The following is a 19,118-nucleotide window of genomic DNA, read 5'->3' as shown; positions in this document are numbered from 1 at the left end:
CAGGGTCGAACGTCCGTCCACACGAATCAGCAGGTCAGGGACGCACCGCGGCCGGTCGCCCCGGGTGAGGGGGACCGGCCGGAAAATGCGTGTACGACACACCTCGATACGAGGAGATCTCACACAGATGAGGGATCACCGATGGGCCGAATGATCCACCCGGAGTGGATCACTCACGCCAGCGCGACCAGGTCGGCGTAGTCCGAGCCCCACAGGTCCTCGACGCCGTCGGGCAGCAGGATGATCCGCTCCGGCTGGAGCGCCTCGACGGCGCCCTCGTCGTGGGTGACGAGGACGACGGCGCCCTTGTAGGTGCGCAGCGCGCCGAGGATCTCCTCGCGGCTGGCCGGGTCGAGGTTGTTGGTGGGCTCGTCGAGCAGGAGGACGTTGGCCGAGGAGACGACCAGGGTGGCGAGGGCCAGCCGGGTCTTCTCGCCGCCGGAGAGGACCCCGGCCGGCTTGTCGACGTCGTCTCCGGAGAACAGGAACGAGCCGAGCACCTTGCGGACCTCCACGAGGTCCATGTCGGGGGCGGCCGAGCGCATGTTCTCCAGGACCGTGCGGTCCGGGTCCAGGGTCTCGTGCTCCTGGGCGTAGTAGCCGAGCTTGAGGCCGTGGCCGGGGACGACCATGCCGGTGTCCGGCTGCTCGACGCCGCCCAGCAGCCGCAGCAGCGTGGTCTTGCCGGCGCCGTTGAGTCCGAGGATGACGACCCGGGAGCCCTTGTCGATGGCCAGGTCGACGTCGGTGAAGATCTCCAGCGAACCGTACGACTTGGACAAGCCCTCGGCCATCAGCGGGGTCTTGCCGCAGGGCGCGGGCTCGGGGAAGCGGAGCTTGGCCACCTTGTCCTGCATGCGGACGTCGTCGAGACCGGCGAGCAGCTTGTCGGCGCGGCGGGCCATGTTCTGCGCGGCGACCGTCTTGGTGGCCTTGGCGCGCATCTTGTCGGCCTGCGAGTGCAGGGCGGCGGCCTTCTTCTCGGCGTTGGCCCGCTCGCGCCTGCGGCGCTTCTCGTCGGCCTCGCGCTGCTGCTGGTAGAGCTTCCAGCCCATGTTGTAGACGTCGATCTGGGAGCGGTTGGCGTCCAGGTAGAACACCTTGTTGACGACCGTCTCGACCAGGTCGACGTCGTGGGAGATCACGATGAAGCCGCCGCGGTAGGTCTTGAGGTAGTCGCGCAGCCAGATGATCGAGTCCGCGTCGAGGTGGTTGGTCGGCTCGTCGAGCAGCAGGGTGTCCGCGTCGGAGAACAGGATGCGGGCCAGCTCGATGCGGCGGCGCTGACCGCCGGAGAGCGTGTGCAGGGGCTGGCCGAGCACCCGGTCGGGCAGGTTCAGCGCGGCGGCGATGGTGGCGGCCTCGGCCTCGGCGGCGTAGCCGCCCTTGGTGAGGAACTCCGTCTCCTGGCGCTCGTACTGCTTCATCGCCTTGTCGCGGGTGGCGCCCTGGCCGGTGGCGATGCGCTGTTCGTTCTCGCGCATCTTGCGCAGCAGGACGTCCAGGCCGCGCGCGGAGAGGATGCGGTCGCGGGCGAGCACGTCGAGGTCGCCGGTGCGGGGGTCCTGCGGGAGGTAGCCGACCTCGCCGGAGCGGGTGATGGTGCCCGCGGCGGGGAGGCCCTCGCCCGCCAGGCACTTGGTGAGGGTGGTCTTGCCGGCGCCGTTGCGGCCGACCAGGCCGATGCGGTCGCCCTTGGCGACACGGAAGGTGGCGTTCTCGATGAGGACGCGGGCGCCGGCGCGCAGCTCGATACCGGTGGCGGAGATCACGGACAGACTCCAGGGCGGGGAAAGGGGCGGGATGGACGGCTGAGGACGATCCCGTCGTCTAATGCGCGAGGAGAATGGCCATGGGGCCCAGTCTAACGGGGGTGTGCAACGGCTTTTCCCGGACCGGACGGACGATCACCGGACGATCACCAGGGACCACACGGTGGACCAGCGACGGACCACGAGGGAGTGAGCGGTATGACCGGCACGAACGGCACCCGGCCCAGCATCTACCCGACCCTGCTGTACGCCGACGCGAAGGCGGCGATCCGGCAGCTCACCGAGGCACTCGGGTTCACGGAGCTGTCGGTGTACGAGGGCGAGGACGGCACGGTGCTGCACGCCGAGCTGGTGCAGGGCAACGGCGTGGTGATGCTCGGCTCCCGGGGTCGCGGCGGCGTGTTCGACGCGGCGATGAAGAACGCGGGCACCACCGGGGTCTACGTCGTGGTGGACGACGTCGACGGGCACCACGCGCACGCGGTGGAGCACGGCGTGGACGTCCTGATGCCCCCGACCGACCAGGAGTACGGCTCCCGGGACTACATGGCCCGGGACCTCGAGGGCAACGTGTGGAGCTTCGGCACGTACGCCCCCGAGATACCGGCCTGACGGGACCGGCCGGCCCGCATGCGCTAGTGGCCGCCGGTGTGCACCTGGAAGGCGGCGCGGCGGACGGCCTTGGCGAGCGCCGGGTCCGGGTGGGCGGCGGCCAGCGCGACCAGCACCTGCACGGTGCGCGGGTGCCCGACCGCGCGGACCTCCTTGAGCAGCGCGGGCACGGTCGGCTGGAGCGCCGACTCCAGGTGCCGCACCAGCATCGGGGCCTCGCCGTGGTCCGCGACGGCCGCCGCGGTGTCGACCCACAGCCAGGTGGCCTCCTCGCGGGTCAGCACCTCGTGGGCGTCCTCGGGGTCCACGCCGTCGTGCTCGGCGAGCCACAGCAGGGCGTACGGCCGCAGCGCGGGCTCCTCGACGACCGCGCGGACGTCGGGCTCGGCCGGGGCGCCGACCACGCGCAGCGCCTCGAAGGCCAGGCCGCGCAGCAGGGCGTCCTCGCCGCGGGCGGCGGCCAGCAGCTCGGTGACGGCGCTGCCGACGGGGCGGGCGGCGAGCCAGGCGCGGTACTCGGCGCGGGCGGCGTTGGGGCGCAGCTGGGCGCAGCCGCGCAGCATGTCCTCGGCGGACTGCTCGATGTTGCCGGCGGGGCTCTGCGCGGCCACGCAGATCTGCTCCAGCTTGACCCACACCGCCCAGTTGCCGAGGGGGGTGAGGGTGGCCTGCCCGTCGCCGTAGGTGAGGGCGCCCACGGAGGCGAGGGCGTGCAGGGCCCAGTCCAGGAGCGGGGCCAGTTCGGCGGCCTGCGCGGGGTCGGCCGGTTCGCCCTCGGTCTCGGCGGGGCCGGCCGCGGCGGCCAGGGCGGGGCGCGCGGGGGTGTCCGCGGCGGCGGTCCCCGGGTCGGCGGCGGCGTCCGCGTCGTAGACGACCTCGCAGCGCTCGGTGCGCAGTTCGGTGACGCGCTGGCGCAGCAGGTCCAGGAGCTGGTCGACCGGGACGGATCCGGCGGACAGCTGGAGGAAGGAGAGCACCTGGGGCATGGCCGAGACGACCTCGGCGACGGTGGCGGGCTCCTGGTCCCCGGGTTCGGGGGTGGCCAGCGACCAGGCGTCGAACAGGGCGACCCAGCCGCGCAGCACGGCGCTGTCGTCGCGGTCCCAGGCGCGCAGCCGCCAGCCGGGGCGGGCGCTGGCGCCGTGCACCTCGATCAGTCCGGCGAGGCGGGCCGTGTCCCAGTCGGCCCGGACCCGGTCGGGGGTGAGGCCGAGGTCGCGGGCGGCGCGCTCGGCGGTCGCGTCGGCCAGGGTGGCCTTGCCGTCGGCGGTCGCCGCGTCGCTGCCGGGGCCGAGGGCCGCGTCGGCCCAGCGGGCGACCCGGGCGGCGGGGGCCAGTCCGGAGCGTGCCATTCTGGCCAGCTCCGCGGGGGCGGGGGTGCCCTCCGGCGGGCGGGGCGCGGGGCGGCGCGGGCGCCGCTGGTTCACAGCTGAGGGGGCGGCGGCCAGGGGTCGGGGGCGGACGAGTCGAAGCCTGGAGTCGCGCGGGATACGGGACGTCACGGGTGCAGTCTTCCGGTTGACGGTCCGAAAACCCAAACGGAACGTCACGGGGGGCTACGGGACTGGCCAAGGGGTGGCGCCGGGAGGGGAGGTGAAGGGGGTGTTCCGGCCAGTCGTACGGCGCTAAACGGAACCGTTCCGCCCGCCCCGCACGTGCGGGTGGCGGCGCGGGCGGCGGGGGCTCACATCAGGGGGGTGAGGAAGCGGCGCAGGACCTCCTCGTAGGCGCCCGGGTCGGCGTTCCACATCGCGGCGTGCGGGGCGTCCCGGACGGTGTGCAGGGAGACGAGGTCGGGGCGCCGGGCGGCGAGGCGGCGGGAGAGCCGCCACGGGGCGACCGTGTCGTCGGGGCCGTGGAGGACCAGGGTCGGCACGGCCAGCCGGGCGGGGTCGAACGCGGGCCGGCCGCCGTCGGGGCCGATGCCCAGTCCGGCGCGGCCCTGAGCGGCCCGCACGGCCAGCGGCAGCAGGGCGCCCGGGGTGTGGCGGGCGGCGGCGAGGGCGCGCAGGGTGGTCTGCCAGTCGAGGACCGGGGAGTCCAGCACCAGGCCGCTGATCCGGTCGCGCAGCCCGGAGCGGTCGGCGGCGCGCAGCGCCATGGTGGCGCCGGTGGACCAGCCGAGCAGGACGACGCGGACGGCGCCGTGGCGGACGGCGTAGCGGATCGCGGCGTCCAGGTCGCGCCACTCGGTCTCGCCGAGGTGGTTCAGGCCGTCCGGGGAGCGGGGCGCGCCCAGGTCGCCGCGGTGGGCGAGGGCGAGCACGGGCAGGTTGCGGCCCGCGAGGAAGCCCATGAGGTTCAGGGCGTGCTCCCGGGTGGTGCCCAGGCCGTGCACGGCGATCACCCAGGTGCGGCGGGAGCCGGGCAGGAACCAGGCGGGCAGCGGGCCGAGTTCGCCGGGCACGTCGACGTCGGCGTGGTCCAGGCCGAGGGCGCCGCGCGGGTCGCCGACGTAGAGGTTCGGGGTGAGCCAGACCGCGTCGCCGGGGCTGAGGCTGCCGTGGGTGACGCGTTCGAGCCGGCGCACGACCGTGTCGGCGGACGGGGCCGCCCGGTCGAGGACGGGCCCGACGACCGCGTGGGAGCCGTCGCCGGCCAGGCCGTAGGTGCCCGGGCGCAGGCTGGCCAGGTGGCGGGTGAGGACGATCTGGCCCGCGGCGGTGCCGTGCACGGTGAGCCGGGGCTCGGTCGGCAGCGGGCGGCCCGGGGGCGCCTTCAGGGCGGCGTCGCTGGCGAGGCGGCCGGCGGCGACGCTCGCGGCACCGGCGGCGAGGGCTGCGGTGACGGCGACGGCCGTCGCTTTGACAGGGCGCACGGGTCCAGTGTCCAGGTCCCGTGCGCGTAGGGCCAGCGGTGGGCCACGAGGGGTCACCGGGGGTGGGGCGGCTGCGTCCGGCCGGGGTGGGGGTGCGGTCGCGTCGGCGGGTGCGGGTGCGTGGGGGTGTTCGCGCAGTTCCCCGCGCCCCTTGAGGGACGGACAGCGGGCCGGGTACGGAGCTCGTCCATGTCCCCCGCGTCCGGTGCAGCCATGGGCCTCAGGCCCGTTGGCCGTAGTCGCGGAGCTTTTCCGTGGCCTCGGTCAGTTGGTCGGGGGTCAGGAGGGTGGGGGTCAGGTGGGGGACGGAGGACGCCGTCAGCCAGAGGCGGCACATCCACTCCAGCTGGGCGGTGCGGTCGTAGGCCTGGTCGAGGCCGGTGCCGTGGGTGAGGGTGCCGTGGTTCCGCAGGAGGCAGCCGGTGCGGCCGTCGAGGGCGCGCAGGGCGTTCCGGGCCAGTTCGGCGCTGCCGTACGTGGCGTAGGGGGCGACCCGGACGGGGCCGCCGAGCGCGGCCGCCATGTAGTGGACCAGCGGCAGCTCCTCCACGAGCGTGGAGACGGCGGTGGCGTGCACGGCGTGGGTGTGGACGACCGCGGTGGCGTCCGTCGTTTCGTATACGGCGAGGTGCAGCGGCAGTTCGCTGGTGGGGACGAGGGTGCCGAGCACCTGGCGGCCGTCGAGGTCCACGCCGGTCACGTCGTCGGGGGTGAGCCGGTCGTAGGGGACGCCCGAGGGGGTGACCAGGACGAGGTCGCCGACGCGTACCGAGACGTTGCCGGAGGTGCCGACGACCAGTCCGTCGGTGACGGTGCGGCGGGCCGTCGCGACCAGCGCCTCCCAGGCGGCGGAGACGTCGCCGTGATCGCCGTGGTCCGTCCGGTGGTTCCGCTGCTCGCTCATGCGGTGATCCTCCCAGGTCGCCGCGCGGTCCGGTGGGCCCGCATGTGACGGGAATCTCCTCATCCGTCCCCCCGGCCCGCCGCGCCCGCTCCCCCCAAGCCCCGGCGCGGGCGGTGCGGCCGAGAACCGGCCGGACGGACACCACGGCGCCCTCCCCAGTTCATCTTCCGTTCACCCACGTTGCCTACGGTCAACCGACCGATGACTTCGAACGATTGCCTGGGTAAATGGAAAGCTTCTCGCTGATCCTCGCGATTGTGGTGGTAACCGCACTCGCGTTCGATTTCACGAACGGTTTCCACGACACCGCCAACGCGATGGCCACGACCATCTCGACCGGCGCTCTCAAGCCCAAGGTCGCGGTGGCCATGTCCGCCGTGCTCAACCTGGTGGGCGCATTCCTCTCGGTGGAGGTCGCCAACACGATCTCCAAAGGTCTCGTCGACGAGACCGGCATCCGTCCCGAGGTCATCTTCGCCGCCCTGGTCGGCGCGATCCTCTGGAACCTCCTGACCTGGCTGGTGGGCCTGCCCTCCAGCTCCTCCCACGCCCTGATGGGCGGCCTGGTCGGCGCCACCATCGCCTCGGCCGGCTTCGGCGCGGTCCACGGCGAGGTGCTCGTCACCAAGGTGCTGATCCCCGCGGTCGCCGCGCCGATCGTGGCCGGTGTGGCCGCGGCCGTCGCGACCCGCCTGTCCTACCGGGCCGGCCGCAGCGCCGACGGCAAGGCGGCCGAGAAGGGCTACCGCGCGGGCCAGATCGCCTCCGCCGGCCTGGTCTCCCTCGCCCACGGCACCAACGACGCCCAGAAGACGATGGGCATCATCACCCTCGCGCTGGTCGCCGGCGGCGCCGTCGCCCCCGACTCCGACCCTCCCACCTGGGTCATCCTGTCCGCGGGCCTGGCCATCGCGCTCGGCACCTACATCGGTGGCTGGCGCATCATCCGCACCATGGGCAAGGGCCTGACCGACCTGGCGCCGCAGCAGGGCTTCGCCGCCCAGACCAGCGCCGCCACCGCGATCCTGGCCTCCTCCCACCTGGGCTTCTCGCTGTCCACCACGCACGTCGTCTCCGGCTCGGTGATGGGCGCGGGCCTCGGCCGCAAGGGCGGTGTGGTGCGCTGGTCCACGGCGACCCGGATGTTCGTCGCCTGGGGCCTGACGCTGCCGGCCGCCGCGCTGGTCGGCGCGCTCGCCGAGTCGGTCACCGACCTCGGCGACTGGGGCACGGCCGTCGTGGCCGTCTTCCTGATCGCCTCCAGCGCGGCCATCTGGAAGCTCTCCCGCCGCCAGGTCGTCGACCACACCAACGTCAACGACGCCGAGGAGCCGGCCGGCGTGGTCACCGCCGCGATGGCCGCCGTCACCCCGCCCCCGGCGGGCCTCCCGGCCACCGACGAGCCGTCGGCGGTCATCCCGTCCCCGGCCATGGCCTCCCCGGCCGTCGCCGCCCCCGCCGTCGCCGCCCCCGCCGTGGCCGCCCCCGTCGGGGCCACGGCGACCGCCGCCGTCGCCGCGGAACCGGCCGCCCCGCCGGCCGCCGTCTGAGCCCGCCCGGCCGGAAGGAAGAGAAGCAGCATGAAGATCGACTGGGCAGCCCTGGGCTCCGTCTTCGGCGTCAGCCTCGTGGTCACCGTGGGCCTCGTGGCCCTGTTCACCCTCGGCGTGGCCGGCCTGTCCGCCCGTGAGCGGGCCCAGGCCCGGGGCGGCTCGGCCGCCCTCGCGGTCACCGGCGCGTACGCCTGCTTCGCGGCGTGCGCGGCGGCGGTGGCGTACGGCATCAGCCTGATCGTCGCCTGAGCCGGACGTTTCGCCGGCGCAGGACCACACGACGCGGGGTGCCCCTCGGGCACCCCGCGTCGCTGTGACCCCGCAGGCCCCTTCCGTGTGGGCCTCCACACACTCCTCCGCCCCAGGTCAACGGCAAGTTGACGGTCGTTCGGGGGGCGTGGTGGACTGCCGGGGCCATGTACGGCGGCAAGGAGAGGAAGCCGGTGCGAATCCGGCGCGGTCCCGCCACTGTCACCGGGGTGCGAACCCCGGGAGCCAGGAACTCTCACCGCCGGTCTCGTCGAACCAGGGCGTGGACACCCTGAGTGAGGACATACCGCCATGCTCGGCTGCCATGTGAGGACCACCCCCCGGCCCGCCCCCGCGCGCACGGCCGGCTGAGCCGATGGGTGCCGATCGCTCGTATGCGTACGGCGCCGCCGCCGGACTCCTCGGTGACCTGCTCCTCGGTGACCCGCGCCGCGGGCATCCGGTCGCCGCGTTCGGACGCGCGGCCGGGGCCGTGGAGCGCCTCCTGTGGCGCGACCACCGCGGCTGGGGCGCCCTGCACACCGCCGTGTGCGCCGGAGGCGCCGTCGCCCTCGGGGTCGTCGCCGAACGGGCCGTGCGCCGCTCCCCCGCCGCCTCCGTCGCCCTGACCGCCGCGGCGACCTGGGCGGTCGTCGGGGGCACCTCGCTCGCCCGCGAGGCCGGGGCCGTCGGGCGGGCGCTGCGGGACGGGGACGTCGAGGCGGCCCGCGCGCGGCTGCCGCACCTGTGCGGCCGCGACCCGCAGGCGCTGGACGCCGACGGGATCGCCCGGGCCGTCGTGGAGTCCGTCGCCGAGAACACCTCCGACGCGGTGGTCGGCGCCCTGGTGTGGGGTGCCGTCGGGGGGGTGCCGGGGCTGCTCGGCTTCCGCGCGGTGAACACCCTGGACGCGATGGTCGGCCACCGGTCGCCGCGCTTCCTGCGCTACGGCTGGGCCTCCGCCCGCCTCGACGACGTCGCCGGCTGGCCGGGGGCCCGGCTGACCGCCGTGCTCGCCGCGCTCGCCGGACCCGACCCGCGCGGCGCGGTCCGCGCCTGGCGCGCCGACGCCGGCCGCCACCCCAGCCCCAACGCCGGCCCCGTGGAGGCCTCGTTCGCGGGCGCGCTCGGCGTGCGCCTGGGCGGGACGCTCTCCTACGGCGGCCGGGTCGAGCACCGGCCGGTGCTCAACGGGGCCGCCGGGCGCCCCGTCGCCGTCACCGACATCGACCGGGCCGTACGGCTGTCCCGGCGCGTCGGCCTGCTCGCGCTCGGCGTCACCGCCGGGGCGCGCCTGCTGTGGAAGGGACGTGGGAAGTGAACGGGGGGCTCCTGGTCGCCGGTACGACCTCCGACGCCGGCAAGAGCGTCGTCACCGCCGGGATCTGCCGGTGGCTGGTGCGCCGCGGCGTGAAGGTGGCGCCGTTCAAGGCGCAGAACATGTCGCTGAACTCGTTCGTGACGCGCGAGGGCGCCGAGATCGGGCGGGCGCAGGCGATGCAGGCGCAGGCCTGCCGGATCGAGCCGACCGCGCAGATGAACCCGGTACTGCTCAAGCCCGGGGGCGAACAGAGCAGTCAGGTCGTGCTGTTGGGCAAGCCGGTGGGCGAGATGAGCGCCCGCGGCTACCACGGCGGACGCCAGCAGCGGCTGCTCGGCACCGTGCTGGACTGCCTGGCCGAGTTGCGGGGCACGTATGACGCGGTGATCTGTGAGGGGGCGGGCAGCCCGGCCGAGATCAACCTGCGGCGCACCGACATCGTCAACATGGGGATCGCGCGGGGCGCGCGGCTGCCGGTGCTGGTGGTCGGCGACATCGACCGCGGTGGCGTCTTCGCCTCCTTCTTCGGCACCGTCGCCCTGCTCGCGCCCGAGGACCAGGAGCTGGTCGCCGGGTTCCTGGTGAACAAGTTCCGCGGCGACGTGTCGCTGCTGGAGCCGGGCCTGGACATGCTCCACGGCCTCACCGGACGGCGCACCTACGGCGTGCTGCCGTTCCGGCACGGGCTCGGCATCGACGAGGAGGACGGACTGCGTGTGTCGCTGCGCGGCACCGTCCGCGAGTCCACGGTCAGCCCGCCCGTCGGCGAGGACGTGCTGCGGGTCGCCGTGTGCGCGGTCCCGCTGATGTCCAACTTCACCGACGTGGACGCCCTGGCCGCCGAACCGGGCGTCGTGGTGCGGTTCGTGGACCGGCCCGAGGAACTGGCCGACGCCGACCTGGTGATCGTCCCGGGCACGCGCGGCACCGTGCGGGCGCTGGCCTGGCTGCGCGAACGCGGCCTGGCCGACGCCCTGGTGCGCCGGGCCGCCGAAGGACGCCCGGTCCTCGGCATCTGCGGCGGCTTCCAGATCCTCGGCGAACACATCGAGGACGAGGTCGAGTCACGGGCCGGCGCGGTCGACGGGCTCGGTGTGCTGCCCGTGCGGGTGCGGTTCGCCCGCGAGAAGACCCTCACCCGGCCGGCCGGACAGGCCCTCGGCGAGCCGGTCGAGGGGTACGAGATCCACCACGGTGTCGCCGACGTGCGGGGCGGGGAGCCCTTCCTGGACGGCTGCCGCGTCGGCCACACCTGGGGCACGCACTGGCACGGCTCGCTGGAGTCGGACGGCTTCCGGCGGGCGTTCCTGCGCGAGGTGGCCGCCGCCGCGGGCCGCCGCTTCGTGCCGGCCCCCGACACCTCGTTCGCCGCGCTGCGCGAGGAGCAGCTCGACCGGCTCGGCGACCTGATCGAACAGCACGCGGACACGGACGCGCTGTGGCGGCTCATCGAGTCGGGCGCGCCGCAAGGACTGCCTTTCATTCCACCGGGAGCGCCCGCATGAGCACAGTGTTGTTGTTGTCGACCGCCGACACCGATCTGCTGGCGGCCCGGGCCTCCAGCGCCGACTACCGCATCGGCAACCCCACCCGCGTCGACGTCGCCGGGGAACTGCCGGACCTGCTGCGCGGCGCGGACCTCGCCGTCGTACGGCTGCTCGGCGGCAAGCGCGCCTGGGAGGACGGGCTGGCCGCGCTGAAGGCGTCCGGCGTGCCGACCGTGCTGCTGGGCGGCGAGGCCGTGCCGGACGCGGAGCTGATGGCCGAGTCCAGCGTGCCCGCGGGTGTGGTCGCGGAGGCGCTGAAGTACCTGGTCGAGGGCGGTCCCGCGAACCTGCTGGAGCTGTCCCGGTTCCTCTCCGACACCGTGCTGCTGACCGGCGAGGGCTTCGCCGAGCCGCACCGGATGCCGGAGTACGGCGTGCACGAGGGGTACGCGCTGCGCGACGGACGCCCCACCGTGGGCGTGCTGTTCTACCGGGCGCACGAACTGAGCGGCAACACCGCCTTCGTGGACACCCTGTGCGAGGCGATCGAGGCCCACGGGGCCAACGCCCTGCCGGTGTACTGCGGTTCACTGCGCGGCGCCGACGCCGGGCTGTACGAGCTGCTGGGCCGCGCCGACGCACTGGTCGCCACCGTCCTCGCGGCCGGCGGCACGCACGCCTCGCAGGCGTCCGCGGGCGGCGACGAGGAGGCGTGGGACGTCGGCGCGCTCGCGGAGCTGAACGTCCCCGTGCTGCAGGGCCTGTGCCTCACCTCCTCGCGGAGCGCCTGGGAGGAGTCCGACGCGGCCCTCGCGCCCATGGACGCCGCGATGCAGGTCGCGATCCCCGAGTTCGACGGCCGGCTCATCACCGTGCCGTTCTCCTTCAAGGAGCAGGGCCCGGACGAGGTCCCGGTGTACGTGGCCGACCCCGAGCGGGCGTCCCGCGTCGCCGGGATCGCCGTCCGGCACGCGCGCCTGCGGCACACGCCGAACGCCGAGAAGAAGGTCGCGCTGGTCTTCACCGCCTACCCGACCAAGCACTCCCGGGTCGGCAACGCGGTCGGCCTGGACACGCCCGCCTCGGCGGTGCGGGTCCTCGACGCGCTCCGCGACGCGGGCTACTCGCTCACCGAGTACCCCGACGGCGGCGACGAGTTGATCCACCGGCTGATCGAGGCCGGCGGGCACGACGTGGAGTGGCTGACCGAGGACCAGCTCGCCGCCGCGCCCGCCCGGGTGCCGCTCGCCGACTACCAGGAGTGGTTCGGCCGGCTCGACCCGGAGCTGCGGGACGCGATGACCGAGGCGTGGGGCGAGCCGCCGGGCTCCCTGTACGTCGACGGCGACGACATCGTGCTGGCCTCCCTGCAGTTCGGGAACGTCGTCGTGATGATCCAGCCGCCGCGCGGCTTCGGCGAGAACCCCATCGCCATCTACCACGACCCCGACATGCCGCCCTCGCACCACTACCTGGCCGCCTACCGCTGGCTGGACAACAGCTTCGGCGCCGACGCGATCGTGCACATGGGCAAGCACGGCACGATGGAGTGGCTGCCCGGCAAGGGCCTCGGCCTGGGCGCCGGGTGTGCCCCGGACGCCGTGCTCGGCGACCTGCCGCTGGTCTACCCGTTCATCGTGAACGACCCCGGTGAGGGCACCCAGGCCAAGCGGCGCGGGCACGCCACGGTCGTCGACCACCTGGTGCCGCCCATGGCCCGCGCCGACACCTACGGCGACCTCGCCAAACTGGAGCAACTCCTCGACGAGTACGCCCTGGTGAGCGACCTCGACCCGACCAAGGCGCCGGCCGTGCGGGCGCAGATCTGGACGCTGGTCAAGGCGGCCGAGCTGCACCACGACCTGCACGTCGACGAACAGCCGGACGACGAGGCGTTCGACGAGTTCGTCATGCACATCGACGGCTACCTGTGCGAGATCAAGGACGTCCAGATCCGCGACGGCCTGCACGTCCTCGGCGGCGGTCCGGTCGGCGAGCCCCGGGTGAACCTGGTCCTGGCCGTGCTGCGCGCCTCGCAGGTGTGGGGCGGGCAGGCGAACGCGCTGCCGGGTCTGCGGGCCTCGCTGGCCGCCCACTTCGGGCTGGACGAGAAGGAACTGCTGGCCGAGCCCGGCGCCCCGGTGAAGGTGCCGGTGGAGCTGACCGACCTGGTGGAGGGGCCGGCGCGCACCGCGTCCGACGCGGTCGACCTGCTGGAGCAGCTGTGCCGGCGGCTCGCGGAGGGCCTGGAGGAGCGCGGCTGGGACGTCTCCGCCGTCCGGTCCCTCGTCGCGGACGTGGTCGGCACCGAACTGCCCGACGCCGTCGCCGTGCTGGAGTTCGCGTGCACCGAGGTCGTGCCGCGCCTGGCCCGCACGACCGACGAGATCGGGCACATCCTGCGGGCCCTGGACGGCGGTTACGTGCCCGCGGGCCCCTCCGGCTCGCCCACCCGCGGCCTGGTCAACGTGCTGCCGACGGGCCGCAACTTCTACTCCGTCGACCCCAAGGCCATCCCGTCCCGCCTCAGTTGGGAGGTCGGGCAGTCCCTCGCCGACTCCCTGGTCGCCCGGTACCTCCAGGACACCGGGGAGTACCCGAAGTCCGTCGGGCTCACTGTCTGGGGCACCTCCGCGATGCGCACCCAGGGCGACGACATCGCCGAGATCCTGGCGCTGCTGGGCTGCCGCCCCGTGTGGGACGACGCCTCGCGCCGGGTGACCGGCTTCGAGGTGGTGCCCCTCGCCGAGCTGGGCCGGCCGCGCATCGACGTGACGGTCCGTATCTCCGGGTTCTTCCGGGACGCCTTCCCGCACGTCGTCGGGCTGATCGACGACGCGGTGCGGGCCGTCGCCGAGCTGGACGAGCCCGCCGACCGCAACTTCGTCAAGGCGCACGCCGACGAGGACACCGCCGGGCACGGCGACCGGCGCCGGGCCACGGCCCGCGTCTTCGGCTCCAAGCCGGGCGCGTACGGCGCCGGCCTGCTGCCGCTGATCGACGCCCGCAACTGGCGCTCCGACGCCGACCTCGCCGAGGTGTACGCGGTGTGGGGCGGCTACGCCTACGGGCGCGGGCTCGACGGGCGGGCGGCGCGCGGGGACATGGAGACCGCGTTCAAGCGGATCGCGGTGGCGGCGAAGAACGTCGACACCCGCGAGCACGACCTGGTCGACGCGGACGACTACTTCCAGTACCACGGCGGCATGGTCGCCATGGTCCGGCACCTGACCGGCGCCAACCCCGAGGCGTACGTGGGTGATTCGGCCACCCCGGACCAGGTCAGGACGCGCACGCTGGGCGAGGAGACGCACCGTGTGTTCCGGGCCCGCGTGGTCAACCCCCGCTGGATGGCGGCGATGCGCCGGCACGGCTACAAGGGCGCCTTCGAGATGGCGGCGACCGTGGACTACCTGTTCGGCTACGACGCCACGGCGGGCGTGGTCGACGACTGGATGTACGAGAAGCTCAGCGCCGAGTACGTCTTCGACCCGGAGAACCGGGACTTCATGAAGCAGTCCAACCCGTGGGCGCTGCGCGGGATCACCGAGCGGCTGCTGGAGGCGGCGGACCGGGGCCTGTGGGCCGAGCCGGACGCGGACACGCTGGAGCGGCTGCGGGCCACCTATCTGGAGCTCGAAGGCGACCTGGAGGGCGACGACCAGTGACCACCCCCTTTCCCTTCACCGCCGTCGTCGGTCAGGACGACCTGCGGCTCGCGCTGCTGCTGAACGCCGTCTCGCCGGCCGTCGGCGGGGTGCTGGTGCGCGGCGAGAAGGGCACCGCGAAGTCCACCGCCGTGCGCGCGCTGTCGGCGCTGCTGCCCGAGGTGGCCGTGGTGCCCGGCTGCCGGTTCTCCTGCGACCCGGCCTCCCCCGACCCCTCGTGCCCGGACGGGCCGCACGAGGCGGGGCTGGGCGCGCACCGGCCCGCCCGGATGGTCGAACTCCCCGTCGGCGCCTCGGAGGACCGGCTGGTCGGCGCGCTCGACATCGAGCGGGCGCTCGCCGAGGGCGTCAAGGCGTTCGAGCCGGGCCTGCTGGCCGACGCGCACCGCGGCATCCTGTACGTCGACGAGGTCAACCTGCTCCACGACCACCTGGTCGACCTGCTCCTGGACGCGGCGGCGATGGGCGCCTCGTACGTGGAGCGCGAGGGCGTCTCGGTGCGGCACGCGGCGCGGTTCCTGCTCGTCGGCACCATGAACCCCGAAGAGGGCGAGCTGCGGCCGCAGTTGCTCGACCGGTTCGGGCTGACCGTGGAGGTCGCCGCCTCCCGCGAGCCCGACCAGCGGGTGGAGGTGGTCCGGCGCCGGCTCGCGTACGACGACGACCCGGCCGGCTTCGCCGCGCGCTGGGCCGGCGAGGAGGCCGCCGTACGGCAGCGGATCGTGGCGGCGCGGGAGCTGCTGCCGCAGGTGCGGCTGGGCGACGGGGCGCTGCGGCAGATCGCGGCGACCTGCGCGGCGTTCGAGGTGGACGGCATGCGCGCGGACATCGTGATGGCGCGCACGGCGACCGCGCTGGCCGCGTGGGCCGGGCGGACCGACGTGCTCGCCGAGGACGTGCGGCAGGCGGCGCTGCTCGCGCTGCCGCACCGGCGCCGCCGCAACCCCTTCGACGCGCCCGGGCTGGACGAGGACAAACTGGACCGGACGCTGGAGGAGTTCTCCGGCGAGTCCCCCGACGACGACCCCGACCCCGACGGTCCGGGCGGCGGCGGTGGCGGGCCGGCGCCCGACGCGGGCCCGCAGGGCGGCGGCGACACCGGGGCGCGCCCCGAGGAGGGCGACGGCGGCGAGCCGCAGCCGTCCGGAGCGGGCGCGGGCGAGCAGCCGGCGGCGCGGGCCGCGGAGCCGTTCCGCACCAAGGCGCTGAGCGTGCCCGGCATCGGCGAGGGCGCCGCCGGGCGGCGCTCGCGGGCCCGGACCGAACACGGCCGCACCACCGGGGCCCGGCGCCCGCGGGGCGCGCTGACCAAGCTGCACCTGGCCGCCACCGTGCAGGCGGCGGCCCCGCACCAGCGGGCGCGCGGCCGGTCCGGGCCGGGTCTGGTGATCCGCCGGGACGACCTGCGGCAGGCGGCGCGGGAGGGGCGCGAGGGCAACCTCGTGCTGTTCGTGGTGGACGCCTCCGGGTCGATGGCGGCACGGCAGCGGATGAGCGCCGTGAAGGGCGCCGTGCTGTCGCTGCTGCTGGACGCCTACCAGCGGCGGGACAAGGTGGGGCTGGTGACCTTCCGGGGCTCCGCCGCCGACGTGGCGCTGCCGCCGACCTCGTCGGTCGACGCGGCCGCGGCACGGCTCGAGTCGCTGCCGACCGGTGGCCGCACCCCGCTGGCCGCCGGGCTGCTGAAGGCGCACGAGGTGCTGCGCGTGGAGCGGCTGCGGGACCCGGCGCGCCGGGCGCTGGTCGTGGTGGTGACCGACGGCAGGGCCACCGGTGGTCCCGAGCCGGTGGCGCTCGCCGGGCGGGCGGCGCGGCTGTTCGCGGCCGAGCAGGTCGCGTCGGTGGTCGTGGACTGCGAGTCGGGGCCGGTGCGGCTCGGGCTCGCGGGACAGCTCGCCGCCGAGCTGGGCGGCACGGCCGTCACGCTCGACGAGCTGCGGGCGGACGCGATCGCCGGACTGGTCAAGGACGTTCAAGGGACGAGCAGGAGGGCAGCGTAATGCCGCAGGGACAGCCGAGTGTCGTACCGGACGACGGCCTGACGACCCGTCAGCGACGCAACCGTCCGCTGGTCGTGGTGCACACCGGCGTCGGCAAGGGCAAGTCGACGGCCGCCTTCGGGCTCGCGCTGCGCGCCTGGAACCAGGGGTGGCCGATCGGGGTGTTCCAGTTCGTCAAGTCGGCGAAGTGGAAGGTCGGCGAGGAGAACGCGCTGCGCGTCCTCGGCGCCTCCGGCGAGGGCGGCACCGTCGACTGGCACAAGATGGGCGAGGGGTGGTCCTGGGTTCAGCGGGACGCCCAGATGGACAATGAGGAGAAGGCCCGCGAGGGCTGGGAGCAGGTCAAGCGCGACCTGGCCGCCGAGACGTACCGGCTGTACGTGCTCGACGAGTTCGCCTACCCGATGCACTGGGGGTGGGTCGACACCGACGAGGTCGTCTCCGTGCTGCGGGACCGGCCCGGCACCCAGCACGTGGTGATCACCGGGCGCAACGCCCCGGAGAAGTTGGTGGACTTCGCCGACCTCGTGACCGACATGTCCAAGGTCAAGCACCCGATGGACGCCGGCCAGAAGGGCCAGAAGGGCATCGAGTGGTGACCTCCCCGTCGTCCGTGCCCCGGCTGGTGGTCGCCGCGCCCTCCTCGGGCAGCGGCAAGACCACCGTCGCCACCGGGCTGATGGCCGCGTTCGCCGCGCGGGGGCTCGCCGTGTCCCCGCACAAGGTGGGCCCGGACTACATCGACCCCGGGTACCACGCGCTCGCCACCGGGCGGACCGGCCGCAACCTCGACGCGTACCTGTGCGGACCGGAGCTGATCGCCCCGCTGTTCCTGCACGGCGCGCGCGGGTGCGACCTCGCCGTGGTCGAGGGCGTGATGGGGCTGTACGACGGGGCCGCCGGGGAGGGCGAACTGGCCTCCACCGCGCAGGTCGCCAAGCTGCTCGGGGCGCCGGTGGTGCTGGTGGTGGACGCCTCCGCGCAGTCGCGGTCGGTGGCGGCGCTGGTGCACGGGTTCGCCTCGTGGGACCCCGGGGTGCGGATCGGGGGCGTGATCCTGAACAAGGTCGGCTCGGACCGGCACGAGGCGCTGTTGCGGGAGGCGTTGGAGTCGTGCGGGGTGCCGGTGCTGGGCGCCCTGCGGCGGGCCGAGCCGGTGTCCACGCCGTCGCGGCACCTCGGGCTGGTGCCCGTGGCCGAGCGGCGGGCCGCCGCGGTCGACTCCGTCGCGGCGATGGCCGACCTGGTCGTACGGGGGTGTGATCTGGATGCCCTCGAAACACTGGCCCGGGGTGCCGGTGCCGTACCAGGGGGCTCCGCCCCCTGGACCCCCGGCTCGCCCACCCACGACCGCCCGCCTCGGTCGGTCGAGGGGCGCGGGTCGAAACCCGTGGTCGCTGTTGCCGGTGGTGAGGCGTTCACCTTTTCCTACGCCGAGCACGCCGAGCTGCTCGCCGCCGCCGGGGCCGAGGTCGTCACGTTCGATCCGTTGCGGGACGAGCGGCTCCCCGAGGGGACGCGGGGGCTGGTGATCGGCGGCGGGTTCCCGGAGGTGTACGCCGGCGAGCTGTCCGCCAACGAGCCGCTGCGCAAGGCCGTCGCCGACCTGGCGTACTCCGGCGCCCCCGTGGCCGCCGAGTGCGCGGGGCTGCTCTACCTGTGCCGGGAGCTGGACGGGCGGCCGATGTGCGGGGTGCTCGACGCGACCGCCCGCATGACGGACCGGCTGACGCTCGGCTACCGGGACGCCGTGGCCGTCGGGGACAGCGCGCTGGCCGCGGCCGGCACGCGGATGCGGGGCCACGAGTTCCACCGCACCGTCGTCGAGCCCGGCGCCGGTGCCGCTCCCGCCTGGGGCGTGCGGACGCCCGTGCGGCGGGTCGAAGGCTTCGTGCAGCACGGCGTGCACGCCAGTTATCTGCACACGCACTGGGCGTCCGAGCCCGGTGTCGCCCGTCGGTTCGTGGAGAGGTGCCGGACGTCATGAGCAGCGGCAGGTTGATCGGCATCGGGGTCGGTCCCGGGGATCCGGAGCTGGTGACCGTCAAGGGCGTCAACGCCCTGCGGGCCGCCGACGTCGTCGTCGTGCCGGTGATGGACACCGGGGAGCGGGGGCGCGCGGAGGCGACGGTGCTGCACTACGTGCCCGCGGAGAAGGTGCTGCGCGTGGTGTTCGCGCTGAACGAGCGGACCGACCGGGCGCGCCGCGAGGCCGCCTGGGACGAGGCCGGCCGGCAGGTCGCCGAGCTGCTCGGGCGGCACGGCACGGTCGCGTTCGCCACCATCGGCGACCCGAACGTGTACTCGACGTTCACCTACCTCGCGCACACCGTCGGGGAGCTGGTGCCGGGCGTGGCCGTGGAGACGGTGCCGGGCATCACCGCGATGCAGGACCTGGCCGCGCGCTCGGGCGCCGTGCTGACCGAGGGCACCGAACCGCTGACGCTGGTGCCGGTGACCGCCGGGTCGGCGGTGCTGAAGGACGCGCTGGCCGGGCCGGGCACCGTGGTGGCGTACAAGTTCGGCCGGCACGCCGCCGAGGTCGCCGAGGTGCTGCGGGAGACCGGGCGGCTCGACGACGCCGTGTGGGGCGCCTCGCTCGGGCTGCCCGGGGAGAGCATCCGGCCGGCGGCCGGGATGGACGCCGAGCCGCTGCCGTACCTGTCGACGCTCATCGCGCCCGCGCGGCGCGACGGCGGGCGGGGCGGCAAGCTGTGAGCCCCGCCGTCGCCCG

14 protein-coding genes and 1 riboswitch are annotated in these 19,118 nt (G+C 74.7%); of the genes, 10 read left to right on the top strand and 4 right to left on the bottom strand.

Annotated features, from left to right (window positions below):
* Positions 1-173 precede the first annotated feature (173 nt).
* Positions 174-1,772 carry an ABC-F family ATP-binding cassette domain-containing protein gene (locus AQJ30_RS12230; RefSeq protein WP_067232442.1) on the bottom strand — a complete coding sequence of 533 codons (1,599 nt, stop codon included), beginning with the start codon at positions 1,770-1,772 and terminating at the stop codon, positions 174-176.
* 198 nt (positions 1,773-1,970) lie between these two features.
* Between AQJ30_RS12230 and AQJ30_RS12225 the strand changes: the two genes are divergently transcribed.
* Positions 1,971-2,384 carry a VOC family protein gene (locus AQJ30_RS12225; protein WP_067232439.1) on the top strand — a complete coding sequence of 138 codons (414 nt, stop codon included), beginning with the start codon at positions 1,971-1,973 and terminating at the stop codon, positions 2,382-2,384.
* Between the two features lie 23 nt (positions 2,385-2,407).
* On the opposite strand, the gene AQJ30_RS12220 is transcribed toward AQJ30_RS12225, so the two are convergent.
* The 3 genes from AQJ30_RS12220 to AQJ30_RS12210 form a co-directional block, all read right to left on the bottom strand.
* Positions 2,408-3,736 carry a hypothetical protein gene (locus tag AQJ30_RS12220; protein ID WP_067232437.1) on the bottom strand — a complete coding sequence of 443 codons (1,329 nt, stop codon included), beginning with the start codon at positions 3,734-3,736 and terminating at the stop codon, positions 2,408-2,410.
* A gap of 332 nt (positions 3,737-4,068) precedes the next feature.
* Positions 4,069-5,202, bottom strand: a complete 1,134-nt coding sequence (locus tag AQJ30_RS12215; protein WP_067232435.1) for an alpha/beta hydrolase — start codon at positions 5,200-5,202, stop codon at positions 4,069-4,071.
* A 220-nt stretch (positions 5,203-5,422) separates the two neighbouring features.
* A complete protein-coding gene (locus tag AQJ30_RS12210) occupies positions 5,423-6,106 on the bottom strand; it encodes a class II aldolase/adducin family protein (protein WP_067232432.1) in 684 nt (227 codons plus the stop codon).
* Between the two features lie 227 nt (positions 6,107-6,333).
* Between AQJ30_RS12210 and AQJ30_RS12205 the strand changes: the two genes are divergently transcribed.
* The 9 genes from AQJ30_RS12205 (at position 6,334) to cobI (ending at position 19,102) form a co-directional block, all read left to right on the top strand.
* Positions 6,334-7,656 (top strand): inorganic phosphate transporter, encoded by a 1,323-nt coding sequence (locus tag AQJ30_RS12205; RefSeq protein ID WP_067232430.1) that lies wholly within the window; start codon positions 6,334-6,336, stop codon positions 7,654-7,656.
* A 30-nt stretch (positions 7,657-7,686) separates the two neighbouring features.
* Complete coding sequence (locus tag AQJ30_RS12200) at positions 7,687-7,908, top strand: hypothetical protein (protein WP_067232427.1); 222 nt, start codon at positions 7,687-7,689, stop codon at positions 7,906-7,908.
* A gap of 135 nt (positions 7,909-8,043) precedes the next feature.
* Positions 8,044-8,183: riboswitch (cobalamin riboswitch) on the top strand.
* 101 nt (positions 8,184-8,284) lie between these two features.
* Positions 8,285-9,229 (top strand): cobalamin biosynthesis protein, encoded by a 945-nt coding sequence (locus AQJ30_RS12195; protein WP_067232424.1) that lies wholly within the window; start codon positions 8,285-8,287, stop codon positions 9,227-9,229.
* Complete coding sequence (locus tag AQJ30_RS12190) at positions 9,226-10,734, top strand: cobyric acid synthase (protein ID WP_067232422.1); 1,509 nt, start codon at positions 9,226-9,228, stop codon at positions 10,732-10,734. Before AQJ30_RS12195 ends, AQJ30_RS12190 begins: the two co-directional genes overlap by 4 nt.
* Positions 10,731-14,384, top strand: a complete 3,654-nt coding sequence (cobN, locus tag AQJ30_RS12185; protein WP_211278966.1) for a cobaltochelatase subunit CobN — start codon at positions 10,731-10,733, stop codon at positions 14,382-14,384. The genes AQJ30_RS12190 and cobN overlap by 4 nt, the downstream gene beginning before the upstream one ends.
* Positions 14,381-16,384, top strand: a complete 2,004-nt coding sequence (locus AQJ30_RS12180) for a putative cobaltochelatase (protein ID WP_067232417.1) — start codon at positions 14,381-14,383, stop codon at positions 16,382-16,384. Before cobN ends, AQJ30_RS12180 begins: the two co-directional genes overlap by 4 nt.
* Positions 16,384-16,983 (top strand): cob(I)yrinic acid a,c-diamide adenosyltransferase, encoded by a 600-nt coding sequence (cobO, locus tag AQJ30_RS12175; RefSeq protein ID WP_067232415.1) that lies wholly within the window; start codon positions 16,384-16,386, stop codon positions 16,981-16,983. Before AQJ30_RS12180 ends, cobO begins: the two co-directional genes overlap by 1 nt.
* Complete coding sequence (locus tag AQJ30_RS12170; protein WP_425424139.1) at positions 16,980-18,371, top strand: cobyrinic acid a,c-diamide synthase CobB; 1,392 nt, start codon at positions 16,980-16,982, stop codon at positions 18,369-18,371. The genes cobO and AQJ30_RS12170 overlap by 4 nt, the downstream gene beginning before the upstream one ends.
* Positions 18,356-19,102 (top strand): precorrin-2 C(20)-methyltransferase, encoded by a 747-nt coding sequence (cobI, locus tag AQJ30_RS12165; RefSeq protein WP_067232410.1) that lies wholly within the window; start codon positions 18,356-18,358, stop codon positions 19,100-19,102. The genes AQJ30_RS12170 and cobI overlap by 16 nt, the downstream gene beginning before the upstream one ends.
* Positions 19,103-19,118 lie beyond the last annotated feature (16 nt).

Source organism: Streptomyces longwoodensis (assembly GCF_001514125.1).
GTDB classification, from domain to species: domain Bacteria; phylum Actinomycetota; class Actinomycetes; order Streptomycetales; family Streptomycetaceae; genus Streptomyces; species Streptomyces longwoodensis.
The sequence above is the reverse complement of the archived record's forward strand: the minus strand, read 5'-3'. Positions and strand labels throughout refer to the sequence as shown.